The organism is Yoonia sp. (assembly GCF_036007805.1).
GTDB lineage: Bacteria > Pseudomonadota > Alphaproteobacteria > Rhodobacterales > Rhodobacteraceae > Yoonia.
Genome location: NZ_DASYOK010000295.1, coordinates 1 through 13,236 on the forward strand (window position 1 = coordinate 1; position 13,236 = coordinate 13,236).

Annotated in this window: 13 protein-coding genes; 8 read left to right on the top strand and 5 right to left on the bottom strand. The window is 56.7% G+C overall.

Annotated features, from left to right (window positions below; all coding sequences use genetic code 11):
• The 4 genes from VGP75_RS15420 to VGP75_RS15435 all read right to left on the bottom strand — a co-directional run.
• Positions 1–662: thiamine pyrophosphate-dependent dehydrogenase E1 component subunit alpha (locus tag VGP75_RS15420; protein ID WP_327544507.1), on the bottom strand; the 662-nt coding region annotated here is incomplete at its 3' end.
• A gap of 79 nt (positions 663–741) precedes the next feature.
• Positions 742–2,052 carry a M24 family metallopeptidase gene (locus VGP75_RS15425; protein WP_076658805.1) on the bottom strand — a complete coding sequence of 437 codons (1,311 nt, stop codon included), beginning with the start codon at positions 2,050–2,052 and terminating at the stop codon, positions 742–744.
• A 60-nt stretch (positions 2,053–2,112) separates the two neighbouring features.
• On the bottom strand, positions 2,113–2,922 hold the full coding sequence (locus tag VGP75_RS15430; RefSeq protein WP_327544508.1) for an SDR family NAD(P)-dependent oxidoreductase: 810 nt from the start codon (positions 2,920–2,922) through the stop codon (positions 2,113–2,115).
• A 35-nt stretch (positions 2,923–2,957) separates the two neighbouring features.
• Positions 2,958–4,664, bottom strand: a complete 1,707-nt coding sequence (locus VGP75_RS15435) for an extracellular solute-binding protein (RefSeq protein WP_327544509.1) — start codon at positions 4,662–4,664, stop codon at positions 2,958–2,960.
• A gap of 350 nt (positions 4,665–5,014) precedes the next feature.
• Here VGP75_RS15435 and VGP75_RS15440 point away from each other — a divergent pair, with 350 nt between their 5' ends.
• The 8 genes from VGP75_RS15440 (at position 5,015) to VGP75_RS15475 (ending at position 12,493) form a co-directional block, all read left to right on the top strand.
• Positions 5,015–5,983: a sugar ABC transporter substrate-binding protein gene (locus tag VGP75_RS15440; RefSeq protein WP_327544510.1), complete on the top strand. Its 969-nt coding sequence runs from the start codon at positions 5,015–5,017 to the stop codon at positions 5,981–5,983.
• A 79-nt stretch (positions 5,984–6,062) separates the two neighbouring features.
• Positions 6,063–6,860: an SDR family oxidoreductase gene (locus VGP75_RS15445; RefSeq protein ID WP_327544511.1), complete on the top strand. Its 798-nt coding sequence runs from the start codon at positions 6,063–6,065 to the stop codon at positions 6,858–6,860.
• Positions 6,861–6,908: 48 nt separating this feature from the next.
• Positions 6,909–7,883, top strand: a complete 975-nt coding sequence (locus tag VGP75_RS15450; RefSeq protein WP_327544512.1) for an ABC transporter permease — start codon at positions 6,909–6,911, stop codon at positions 7,881–7,883.
• Between the two features lie 11 nt (positions 7,884–7,894).
• A complete protein-coding gene (locus tag VGP75_RS15455; protein ID WP_327544513.1) occupies positions 7,895–8,896 on the top strand; it encodes an ABC transporter permease in 1,002 nt (333 codons plus the stop codon).
• On the top strand, positions 8,893–10,407 hold the full coding sequence (locus VGP75_RS15460; RefSeq protein WP_327544514.1) for a sugar ABC transporter ATP-binding protein: 1,515 nt from the start codon (positions 8,893–8,895) through the stop codon (positions 10,405–10,407). Before VGP75_RS15455 ends, VGP75_RS15460 begins: the two co-directional genes overlap by 4 nt.
• 1 nt (position 10,408) lies before the next feature.
• Positions 10,409–11,278, top strand: a complete 870-nt coding sequence (locus tag VGP75_RS15465; RefSeq protein WP_327544515.1) for an NAD(P)-dependent oxidoreductase — start codon at positions 10,409–10,411, stop codon at positions 11,276–11,278.
• Complete coding sequence (locus tag VGP75_RS15470; protein WP_327544516.1) at positions 11,275–11,973, top strand: ThuA domain-containing protein; 699 nt, start codon at positions 11,275–11,277, stop codon at positions 11,971–11,973. Before VGP75_RS15465 ends, VGP75_RS15470 begins: the two co-directional genes overlap by 4 nt.
• A gap of 196 nt (positions 11,974–12,169) precedes the next feature.
• Positions 12,170–12,493, top strand: a complete 324-nt coding sequence (locus VGP75_RS15475; protein ID WP_327544517.1) for a hypothetical protein — start codon at positions 12,170–12,172, stop codon at positions 12,491–12,493.
• Positions 12,494–12,512: 19 nt separating this feature from the next.
• Here VGP75_RS15475 and VGP75_RS15480 read toward each other — a convergent pair.
• Positions 12,513–13,236 (bottom strand): tetratricopeptide repeat protein (locus tag VGP75_RS15480; protein ID WP_327544518.1); only part of this gene is annotated, 724 nt, incomplete at its 5' end.

Consider the following 13,236-nt stretch of genomic DNA (forward strand, 5'->3'; position numbering starts at 1 on the left):
TCGTTGGCCAGCTTGTTGACGGCCAGAACATCCTGTCCATCCACCTGATGCGCTTCGATCCCGAAGGCCTCGGCGCGGGCGGTGATTGATCCGGCGGCGATTTCCTCGGTCTTGGTATATTCGGAATAGCCGTTGTTTTCACAGGCATAGATGACGGGCAGGTTCCAGAGGGCCGCCATATTCATAACCTCGTACATCAGGCCCTGTGCGGTGGCGCCGTCGCCAAAGAAACAGACGGTGACGTCATCCTTACCCAGCATTTTGGCGGTAAAGGCAGATCCCGTAGCGATCCCCATGGACCCGCCGACGATGGCGTTTGCACCAAGGTTGCCGTTGGATTGGTCCGCGATATGCATCGAGCCGCCCTTGCCGCGGCAATAGCCTTCTTCCTTGCCCAAAAGTTCGCAGAACATTTCCTTGAAATCGGCCCCCTTGGCCACACAGTGGCCGTGGCCGCGGTGGGTAGAAGTGATCTTATCGGTGGTTTTCAGCGCCTCGCAGATGCCGACGGCGACGGCCTCTTCACCGGAATACATATGGGTCAGGCCCGGCATTTTGGCGGAAAGGTAAAGCTGGTTTGCGTTGTCTTCAAAGCTACGGATACGGACCATCTGGCGATACATGCGCAGGTAGTCCTCGGAATTTGTTTTGGTCTTGGCCATGGCGGGCTCCCCCCTTGCCGGATCGTCGTTTGATAAGGCGTGTTGTGCAGGCCGCAGCATGACTGCGGCCTGTTCGTGTTTAGTAGCGGTTGGCGATAGGCAGCTCTTCGGCAGGGAAGAGGCTGATGACCTCGCACCCTGTTTCGGTCACGACGACTTCTTCCTCGATCCGCGCGGCTGAATAGCCGTCCGTGGCAGGGCAGTAGGTTTCCAGCGCAAAGACCATGCCTGTCTTGATCTCCATCGGGTGATCCATCGACACCGCACGGCTGATGATGGGCCGTTCATGCAGCGCCAGACCAAGCCCGTGACCGAATTGCAGACCAAAGGCCTGATCTTCGCTTGCGAAACCCAGCTCTTGGGCCGTTGGCCAGACCTCGGCCACCTTATCGGTGGACACGCCCGGTTTGATCATCGCGATGGACGCGTCGATCCATTCGCGCGCCTTGGTGTAGGCGTCATTCTGCGACGGGGTCGCGCGGCCGACGTTGAACGTGCGGTAGTAGCAGGTGCGATAGCCCTGATAGGATTGCAGGATATCAAAGAAGGCCTGATCGCCGGGTCGGATCAAACGGTCGGTGAAATTATGTGGATGCGGGTTGCAGCGTTCGCCGGAAATCGCGTTGATCGCCTCAACATCGTCTGATCCCATCTCGTAGAGCATCTTGTTGGACAAGGCGACGATATCGTTTTCGCGGATGCCCGGTTTCAGCTCTTCGTAGATCATGTGGTAGACGCCATCGACCATCGCAGCCGCTTGGGTCAAAAGCTGGATTTCATCCGTGTTCTTGATTTCGCGCGCCGCCAGCATGATCTGCTGGCCGTCAACCACGTTCAGGCCTTCTTCTTGCAGCGCGTGGAACATGGCCGTTTCAGCATAGTCCACACCCACGGGCATATCGGCCATGCCGGCATCGCGGATCAATCCCGCGATCTGCTTGGCGTATTTTTTCATCAAGCCGAATTCCGGCGGGATCGTGCCGCGCATACCGACAACACCGGCAAGGCAGTGGCTTGGCTCGAGCCAGTCGGAATGGCGTTTGTGGTGCTCTGCGGCGGAACCGAAATCCCACACATAGGGGCTGTCGTCGCCTGTCAGCAGACAGAAGCGGCACATCTTGTCCCGTTCCCATTCGCCGATCTTGGTGGCCGAGACATAACGGATATTGTTTACATCGAACAAAAGCAGCGTGCCCGCGTTCGAGTTTTGCAAAGACTGGCGCGTGCGTGCAAGGCGGTAGCGACGCAAACGGTCGTGGTCGATGCGGCGTTCGAAATCCACCGACATATGGCCATGGGCCGGCAGCTTGTCGCGCCATTCCCAGTTGGGCTCGAGGTCCATGGGGGTGAGCAGGTTTGGCATTAGGGCGTTGCCCGGACGTTCTGACATTGCGGTCTCCTTCGGGGCACCTGGCCCCGTCTGAACTTTGGAATTTGAATGGGTGGTGCGTTACTGGATGCACCAGCCGCCATCGATGTGGATCATCTGGCCGGTCATGTAGTCGCTGTCATCGGACGCGAGGAAAGACGCGGTGCCGACGATATCCTTCGGGTAGGACACGCGTTTGATCTGCAGCGCATCGCGCACGATGTCGTCATAGGCCTGACCTTCTTTTTCCTTGAACCCGATATCGACAAGATCCTTGTCGAGTTGTTCCCAAAGCGGCGTGACAACCACGCCGGGCGCATAGCCGTTGACGGTGATATTATGCTCGGCCAGACCAATCGCACCGCAGTGCGTCAGCGCCAGACAGCCATATTTCGAGGTGCAATAGACAGTCACATCAACCAGCGGTTTGCGCGATGCGATCGAGCCTACGTTGATCAGCTTGTAGGGGTGATCTTCCATCGGACCTTGGGCAATCATCTGGCGGGCGGTTTCCTGCATGCCCAGCCACATCGCCTTGGTGTTGACGTTCATGATCATGTCCCAGTTGTCTTCATCGATATCCATGAAGAAACGGGGTTTGTTCAGACCAGCGTTGAAAACACCCACATTGATGGATCCGAATGCCTCAACCGTGGCGGCAACTGCGGCGACATTATCTTCACGCTTGGTCACATCCATCTTTAAGGCCACGGCTTTCCCATTGCCTTCGGCGTTGATGGCGTCGGCCACGACTTGTGCCTGATCCCCGTCCAGATCGCCGATGCAGACATTGGCGCCTTGGGCGGCAAAGGCCTTGGCGTTGGCTTCTCCCATGCCGCGCGCGGCACCGGTGATCAGAATGTTTTTCCCTTTCAAGCGATTGGGGTCCATTGGTCTCTCCTCCTGTTATCACGTAAATCCGTGCGTTAGATAATGGCGTCCGCCCTCCCTTGCGCGCGACGCAGTGCTTCTTTCGGGCTGACAATTCCACGCAGCATGTCGTGGAATTCCTCGCCGCAAATTTGAATGATTTCGTTGATCTCCGGGATCGGCGGTCGCGGCCAGAATTGCAGCTCGTCGCGCCATGACATGGCATCAACGGCTTCAAAAATGGGCGATACGCGCCGCACATCGGGGTCAGCCGCAACAGAGTAACGCGGGTTTGTGCGGCTGCCGTTCTGGACGTAGAGTTTTTGTGCTTCGGGTGATGTGAAGACCCGCAAGGCCGCCACAGCGTCCGCGATGCGTTCTTCGGGCAGATTTGCAGGAATACCCATCATATAGCCGCCAACAGGGGCGACGGGTGTGGCGTTCGGGCCCGCCGGATGCGGCAGATAACCTGTTTGCTTTTGCGCAGGCGATGAATCGTCGAGCTCGAAATAAGGAGCAAGCAGGGTATAGCCGTAGGCCATTGCAATGCGGCCGCTGGCATAGGGGCGGACCCTTTCATACCATGACATCGACAGGATCTCGGGCGGCGAGTATTTCAGCAACTCAAGAAGAAACTCGGCAGCCCGCAGTCCCGCTTCGGTATCAATCGTGACGCGATACTGTCCGTTGGCAAGATGCGCGGTGTCAAAACCGCCCGCGATCCTGGGAAGATCAAGGATAGGCTGACCGAAATCCGCCAAGGTCATGAGAACTGTGTGGCCCAAAGCCGTGCCACGCGCCGCGTTCCATGCGATGCCGTACTGTCCCCGCTGCGGTGCATGCAGTGCTTTGGCCGCTGTCAGCAATTCGTCCGTAGTCTGCGGCGGAACCAACCCGTTCTGTGCAAAAAGGTCTTTGCGATAGAAAAGGAGTTCAGGGGTTGTTTGCGCAGGAACGCCATAGAGCTTGCCATTCCAATGCGCGGCCTGCCAGCCAGCTGTGTGGAAATCTGCGGGATCAAGCTGCGCGATCTCCATTACCTCTTCCAGAGGCATCAGAATTCCGCTGTCGGCGAACTCACCCACCCACGGCAGGTCGACCGCGATAATATCGTAGCGGCTTGCCTTGCGCTGGGCGTTGATCTTGGCCTCCGAGCGCAGGCGATCAATGGAAAAGGCACGTTGGTGGATCTGGGCACCAAGCGTCTGTTCGAACTGGCGTTTAAGGTTGTCCATGACCATGAATGTCGGATCACCGTGCACCAGCACCCGCAATCCCCCGGCAAGTCTGAGGGGTTCAGACAGGACCTGCAGGGGTGGAATGGATTTGACGTTCATATAAGTGCCGCCAAAGTAGTAATCCTCGGTGCTCCCAAGCGCCGAAGAGGTGCCGAAGTGCTTTGCCGAAAGACGTTCAAGGCGGTTGGACATCTGCATCCAGTGCTCCAGAAGCGTTTCGCTGGGGTGCATGGAATAGCTTTTGCCGGTGCGCGTACGGGGGCGTTTTTCAACAAGCCCCGCCTCAAACATCTCCTGCAAGCGGCGGCTGGCTGTCGCATAGGGCGCGCGGCTCGCGCCAATCAGTGACGTGGCCGTGACGACCTTTCCCTCAATATGGCCGCGCATCAGGGCGGCGATAATCCGGATATTGGGATTGGGCGAAGACAGATGGCCGAAATCTTCAAGCTCGTCGCCCAGATCCTCGGCGAAGGCAATTGCGCGAAGCATGGCGGTCTTTGCCTCTGGGGCAGCAAACCTTCTCATGGTATCTCCGGTCATTGCGTTCATTGCGCTTGAATGCCCCTTTCCGGGCGCTACAACAGCACCCTGACGTCGCGGATCTGCTGCCTTACGGGCTAATTTGTTCATTTTGGATATTTTGTCAGCTGACATTTTCCACGTCCGATCACTATCATTGTTGAGGGAGTTGAATCGTATCACAAAAATATCCAAAACGGATATAATTATATTCATAATGGATATTAATGGTGAGGTTTGCCGTTGCGTCGGCGCGCATCCTTGTCCGCATCACCTGTTCACGAGAGCAGTGCGATTCCCCGCCGGAGGAGTGGGGCGAAAAAGAACATCAGACGATTTCAGGGAGGAAACGTAACATGACAATCCGAACAACTTTGACTGCAACCGTTGCAACAGCCGCGATCGCGACCGCTGGCGCGGCGTTTGCCGATGGCCACAGCCCGATGCGTATCGGCATCACACAAAACAACGTGGGCGTTGACAGCTATCAGACAACTTACGAACGGGCGTTTATCGCCGCTGCCGAAGCGAACGAGAACGTGGAAGTGGTTGTGCTTGACGCCGGCGGCGACGTTGCCCGCCAGATCGCGCAGATGGAGGACCTTATTCAACAAGAGGTTGATGCCATCATTATCTGGCCGACAAACGGCGAAGCTGTGATCCCCGCGGTGCGCAAAGCCGCACAGGCAGATATTCCCGTTGTTGTGACCAACTCGAACATTGCCGAAGCAGGCTTTGACTTTGTTGCCTCTTTCTCGGGGCCGGACAACATCACGCAAGGCTCACGCTCGGCCGAGATCATGTGTGACCGCTTCAAGGCACTGGGCATCGAGAATGAAGCACAGGTTGTGCAGATTTCCGGTCAGCCCGGTTACACCACCGCGATCGAGCGCGCCAAAGGCTTTGAAGACCGTCTGCCCGAGGTTTGCCCGAACGTGACATTGCTTGAAACACAGCCAGGCGACTGGAACCGTGAGAAATCACAGCAGGTGATGGAAGCGTTTCTTGTGAAGTATGATGACATCGACGGCGTTTACGCAGGTGATGACAACATGGGTGTTGGCGCGTTGAACGCGGCAAATGCCGCTGGCCGGACCGAGGGTATCACCTTCGTAGGTGCGACAAACTTTGCGGTCGGTTACGAGGCAATGGAGCGTGGCGAATACTGGGGTTCGATCTATCAATCCCCTGTGGACGATGCAGAAGCCGCGCTGAAGACAGCGATTGACCTTCTCAATGGTGAAGAGCTGCCGTTCCTGAACTACTTCGATACTCCGAAGATCACGCAGGACAACATGAGCGAGTTTACGAAGCCTGTCTTCTAAAGACCCTCCCAACGGGGGCGGGGGGCTTCGGCTTCCCGCCTTCGCTCACGTGAAGATCAATAAATAAGGGGGGGATAGGATGGCCCGTATTTCCGGTCGTTCCTGTATCGTCACCGGTGCCGCGCAAGGTATTGGTCGTGCGATAGGCGAGGCGCTTGTCAAAGAAGGTGCCGATGTATGTTTTGCAGATATTAACGCAGATAAAGCAGCAGAGATAGCTGAGTTGAACCGCGCCATAGCCGCTGGACTGGGTGCGAAAGTGACACACGCAAAGGTCGATGTAACCGACCGCGCTGCCGTCAAAGAGATGATTGCCAAGACCGTTGCCGCCTTTGGAAAGCTGGACGTGATGTTCAACAATGCCGGCGTCAACAAGCCGATGAATTTTCTGGATGTGACAGAAGAGAACTGGAACTTCATCATGGGGATCAACGGGTTGGGCTGCATGATCGGCATGCAGGAAGCCGCCCATCAGATGATCGCCCAAGGCACCGGTGGCAAGATTGTGAACACCGCCTCAATTGCCAGCAGGCAAGGGTTTGATAACGTTGCGCCCTATTGTGCCAGCAAATTTGCGGTTGTTTCGCTGACGCAGTCCGGCGCACGTGATCTGGCCAAACACAATATCACGGTGAACGGCTTTGCGCCCGGTGTGGTGGCCACGGAAATGTGGGAGCAGGTCGACAAAGACCTGATGGACATTGGTGCTGCCGAACGACCCGGTCAGGCGATGGAAGAATTCTCGTCCGAGATTTTGCGCGGTCGCGTAGCCACGCCCGCCGATATCACCGGCACAACAAACTATCTGGCAGCGCCGGATAGCGACTACATGACCGGCCAGATCGTGATGATCGATGGGGGCATGGTACTCGTCTGATCCCGTCATGGATCAGCAAACCACGCAAGTGGTGTCAGGGAGGAAATAATGGCGACACTGTCGAAACAAGATATTGGTAAGATACTGGCGCGGCAGGGTATTCTGATCGCATTTGCGTTCTTTATCATCGGCTTTACCTTGGCCAACGGCCGGTTCCTGAGCCCTGACAACGTGATGGGCGTCGTCCGGTCTTCGGCTATTTTGGGCGTGATGGCTTTGGGTGTCACATTCGTTGTGATCAGCGGCAATCTTGACCTGTCGGTCGGGTCGATGATGTCGTTCTCGACCATTGTTGTGCTGGATCTGCACGACAAGATCGGACCGGCGCTAGCGATCCCTGCAATGTTTGCGATGACGCTCTGTCTGGGTGCGTTCATCGGGTTTTTGGTGGGATATCTGAAACTGAACTCGCTGATTGTTACCTTGGGTATGCTTTCGGCTATCCACGGTCTGACCCTCACCTATTCCGGCGGTAAGAATATGGATATCGCCGATAAAGACGGCACGTGGTTTGATGTCTTCGGGCAAGGCACGGCACTGGGTATCCCCGTGCCGATCCTGATATTTCTCGCGCTTGCCGCACTGCTTGGCATCATTTTGGCCAAGACGCCCTTCGGCCGCAAGGTCTACGCTGTGGGCGGCAACGGCACGGCGGCGACATTCTCGGGGATCAAGCGCGCGCGCACCGTATTCTTTTGTTACTTGATGTCTGCGGGGTGCGTCGCAACCGCAGGTCTTATTCAGGCCAGCCGGTCAATGGGGTCCCAAAACACGGTGGGGCAGGGGATGGAACTTGAGGTTCTGGCCGCTGTCATCCTTGGTGGTGCGTCACTGCTGGGCGGGTCGGGGACGATCTTCAAGACCGTGATCGGCGTGCTGATCCTTGGATTTATCCAGAACGGTCTGCTTTTGGTCGGTCTGCAATTCTACGTCCAGTATGTTGTGACCTGGGTCATCATCATCCTTGCTGTCTGGCTCGATATCGCAGCCAAGCGCGGCAAGCTTTGGTCGAATTTCGCATAGGGGGCGGTGATATGCAGGCGGGAAAAATGACACCGTTCATCAAGACTGGCGCGATCTGGGCCTTTGTTGTGCTTGAACTGATCTTCTTCAGTGTCGCGGGCGAGTTCCTGTCCTTGTCGGACAAGGCATTCATGGACCTTGATAACATGCTGCTGCTGCTCAAGCAGTCGGCGCCGATCGGGATTATCGCGATGGGCATGACGATTATCATGATCAACGGCAATATCGACCTGAGCGTGGGTGCGATCTTTGCGCTGGCGGCGGTGATCCTGCTTGACAGCATGTCCTGGGCGATCTTTGCCGGTCTGGGCGACTGGGTGATCCCTGTGTCTTGGGCGCTGGCACTTTTGACCGGCGTGGTTCTTGGCGCTGTCAACGGGCTGATCGTGTGGAAGACAGGCGTTGATGCCTTCATCGTGACCTTGGGGTCCATGCTGGGCTTTCGCGGGCTGGTCTTCATGTACAACGGCGAAAACCCTACGTCCGAATTGAACTGGACGTTGGTGGACTTTGCCGAGGCGCAATTTCTGGGCCTGCACACGGCCACATGGTTTCTGGCGGCTGTGACTCTCGTGATCTGGTACGTGATGACGCGGACGGTGCACGGGCGCAACGCCTATGCCATCGGCAACAACCGTGAGGCGGCTGTGAACGCCGGCATCCGTGTGGGGCCGCACATGATGATCAATTTCATGATCATCGGCTTTCTCGCCGCACTGTCGGCGGTGGTGTTTTATTCGGAATCCGGTTCGGTCAACCCCAACGACGGCCAGCTTTACGAGCTTTGGGTGATCACGGCAGTGGTGCTTGGCGGCACCAAACTGACAGGCGGTGCGGGGTCCATCATCGGGACGCTGGGCGGCGTTCTGGCAATCCAGTTGTTGCGCAAAGGCTTGGGCCACATTGGCGCGGATACCGAAACGGTGAACCTTGTGATCGGCTTGATCCTGATCGCGGTGCTGTTCCTTGACCGCCAGTTGAACCTCAAAGGCAAAGAGGAGTTGAAGACATGACCGACCAAACCCCCGCCTTGCGGCTTGAAGGCATCGTCAAGAGCTTTCCCGGCGTGCGCGCTCTGGATGGTGTGTCCTTTGCTGTCATGCCGGGCGAGGTGCACGCGCTGATGGGCGAAAACGGCGCTGGCAAATCGACGCTCATGAAGGTGCTGGGCGGGATCCACCAGCCCAACGAAGGCCAGATCATCGTCAGTGAAGTGCCAACGGTCATGACCTCGCCGTTGCAGGCGAAATCCCAAGGGATTGTCTTTATCCATCAGGAACTCAGCCTTGCCGAAGAGCTGAGTGTGGCGGAAAATATCTATCTGGGTGAATTGCCGCTGAAATCATTTGGCCGCGTGGATTGGGCCAAATTATACGCACAAACCGATGCGATCCTTGCGAAATTGAAAGTCGGATTTAACGCCAAGACACGCGTTGGTGATCTGTCCATCGCCAACCAGCAGATGGTCGAAATTGCCCGCGCATTGACCGTGGATGCCAAGGCAGTGATCTTTGACGAACCGACCGCGTCCCTTACCGACGCCGAAAAAGTCGTCCTGTTCGACGTGATCGCCGACCTGAAATCGCAAGGCGTGGGGATCATTTATATCTCGCACCGCATGGAAGAGATTTTCAAGATCACAGACCGGATTTCGGTGCTGCGCGACGGGCAATACCAGGGCACGGTCGTCACTGCCGAAACCAATGAGGAAGGTGTCACGCAGATGATGATCGGGCGCAAGCTTGACCTCAGCCGTGCAGCCATCACCCATGAGTTGGGCGACATTGCACTGGAAGTGCGCGATCTGTCCTGCGGCAAGCTCTTTGAGAACGTGAGCTTTCAGGTGCGCCGCGGCGAGGTGCTGGGCTTCTACGGGTTGGTGGGTGCGGGACGCACTGAGATCGCCGAAACGCTTTTTGGCCTGCGCAACCCCAGCGGGGGCACCATTCATCTTGATGGAAACGAGATCAAGATCAACTCGCCCGCCGATGCCATTGCGATGGGGATCTCGCTTGTGCCCGAAGACCGCAAGGGGCAGGGCCTCGTGCTGGGTATGAATTGTCGTGACAACATGACATTGCCGCAGGTCAGTGATCTGACGGCAGGCCCCTTTGTCGCGGAAGGTGCTGAGATCGCGATTTTTGATCAGTATCGCGACAAGCTTGATATTCGCACGCCGGGCTGGAAACAGACCGTGGGCAATCTGTCAGGCGGTAATCAGCAAAAGATCGTGATCGGCAAATGGCTGTCGATGCATCCCAATGTTCTGATCGTCGATGAACCGACGCGCGGCATCGACGTTGGTTCAAAGTCGGAAATTCACAATCTGATCCGTGAACTGGCCGCCCAAGGCTATGCTGTCATCGTCATCAGTTCTGAAATGCCCGAGGTGCTCCATGTCAGTGACCGGATCGTTGCGATGTATAGTGGCAAGGTGATGCGAACCTTCACCAGTGCGGAAGTGACCGAAGATAACTTGATTCAGGCCATTTCTGGCATCACCCCTTCAAACAAAGTCGCCTAAGATGCGTGTGGGCTTTGCGGGGCTGGGCAGGATGGGCCAGCATATGGCGCGCAACCTTGTCCGCGCTGGCTTTGACGTCACCGTCTGGAACCGGAACGCGGATAAGGCCAAGACACTGGCGGACGAGACCGGATGTGCGATCGCCGATACACCCGCTGACTTGGCGACGGCAAGCGATGTTGTTCTCACCATGCTGGCCGACGATGCCGCCTCGGAAAATGTCCATCTTGGACCCGACGGTTTGTTTGCGGGCAAAGGCGCGCACACCATCATCCAGATGGGCACAATGAGCCCTGATCATATCACGCTATTGCGCCACCAAAGCCCGGCAGCCATCACCATCATTGATGCACCCGTTTCAGGTGCGACCCAAGCGGCACGGGATGCGAGCTTGATGATTATGGCGGGATGCAGCCAGACAGAGGCGGCCGCTGTTGCGCCGGTTCTGGCCGCAATGGGCCGCGAGGTGATTTATCTGGATCAACCGGGGGCGGGCGCGGTGATGAAACTGGCGGTCAATGCGTTGATCCATGGCATCAATCAAACGCTGGCCGAGGCACTGACGCTGGCCCAAGCGGTCGGTATTGCACCTGCGCGTGCGTTTGATGTGATCGAGGCCTCTGCCGCCTGTGCGCCGATGCTGAAATACCGCCGCCCGCTTTACCTGAATGAGGCTGACAACGAGGTGACATTTACCGTGGCCCTTGCGCGCAAGGACATGGAAGTGACCGCCGCGCTGGCTCGCCATTACGGCACGTCCATGCCGCAAGGTGAGGCAACCTTGCAAAAACTTTGTGATGCAGAGGCGGCAGGATATGGCGCGCGCGACATGGCCGCGATGCTTGATTTTATGAAAAGGGAAAAACCATGAAAGCAGCACTTTTCGTTGGTGGCTGGGAAGGACACAACCCGCAGGAGTTCAGTGACTGGTATCAGGCGCTCCTAAAGGAAAACGGGTTCGAAGTTGATGTCTACGACACCCTTGAACCGCTTGAGCGGCCCGATGATCTTGCCGATGTAGACTTGATCACGCCGATCTGGTCTTCGGCCCGATCCGGCCACCGCGAAGAGTTCGGAAATATGACCAAGCCGCAAGAGGATGGTTTGCTGAAACTGATCGGCAATGGCTGTGGCCTGGCTGGCTGGCACGGGCATATGGGCGATGCGTTCCGTGACCGCCCCACCTATCATTTCCTGATCGGCGGACAGTTCGTTGCGCACCCGCCCGGTTGGCCCGACAACCTGCAACCGCGCGAGGACTACATCGACTATGATGTGACGATCTGCAAACCTGACGACCCGATCGTGCAAGGGATACGGAGCTTTCGACTAACGACAGAGCAGTATTACATGCTGGTCGATCCTTCGAACGAGGTGCTGGCGACAACGACGTTTTCAGGCGATCATCTTTGGTGGATCGAAGGCACTGTCATCCCCGTTGTCTGGAAGCGCCGTTGGGATAAAGGGCGTGTTTTCTATTGCTCGATCGGACATGAGCTGGACGACCTGCAGGTTCCCCAAGTCACAGAGATGATCAGACGGGGCGCGATGTGGGCTGCGCGGTAGCTGGGGTTGTACGATGAGCCTCTGCAATAAATACTTTTAAAACAATCGCTTGATATGCATTGAAGAGGGTTGGTCGTGACCTTTGTAACGGATATAAGTCACGTAACTTTGGCTTGCATGTCACGAATATGCATCACAAGGTAGCCGAGATATTGTCACGCTTGTCCGATGCGTCATCCGCGGCTACGATATTGCTATGCCCGTCAAACCCGACCCTGTCTTCACCAAGTTAACCAAAGTGCTTTCGGCGCTGAAAGAAACGACTGTGAAGGAAAAGACCGGAGAAGAGGCAGCAAGCGCGCTGAAAGAGGATTTCCGGCGCGAAAATGGTGGTGCTCCGCTGACCGATAGCCAGCGGCAAGCCGTGCGCCGGACCAAGATCAGGGTAGAGCGGGAAACCAAACGCAAGCAGCACGTACGGCGCTGCGTTGCTTGCGGATCGCAACTGCCGGTCTCTGCACGTGCGGACGCCAAGACATGCAGCGACGCATGTCGGCAGAAATTAGCCCGAAATCGTTAGGGTGACGTCTGGCGCGGCGCTACCAGTCGCAGTCTACGTAACCGCTGGTCAAGCATTTATGCGCCATGAGTTGCGCAAGTGAAACGTCTTCGCCTGACATTTCCTGAGCGACTGAAGCCCGAAGGATATCGCCGCCCTCGAAGCCGTTCACATCACCAATAGCATACCACATATAGGCTTTAACGTCATCTTGCGGGACGCCCTCGCCATTTCTGTGCATCACACCAAGGGTGGATTGGGCAAAGGGATCACCTTGTTTTGCCGCCATCCCGTACCACTTCACAGCCTGCGCCAGATCCCGCGGCACACCGTCACCGTTGCGGTACATCACGCCAAGATTGAACTGCGCCGTGGCGTTTCCCTGTTCGGCAGCCTTGAGATACCACCGCACAGCCTGAACATCATCTTGGGGAACGCCTTGGCCATTGTCGTACATATGGCCCAGGTTGGTCTGCGCGTCTGCATCGCCTCGCTTGGCGGCAAGCCGGTACCATTTCGCAGCTTCGGCATAGTCCCCGAAACCGTCCTCATAGGTCATGCCGACATTATAGAGAGCAAGAACATCGCCGCGTTCTGCAAGGGGCAGCAATTCTTCCAAGGCAACGTGATAATCGCCTTGATCAAAGGCTATCATTGCCCTGTCAAAGCTCTGTGCTGTTGCCACAGACCCCGATAACAACATCAAAAGAGACGCCCAAACGGCGTTACGTAGGATACTCATAAAAAAACCATTTACTAGACGG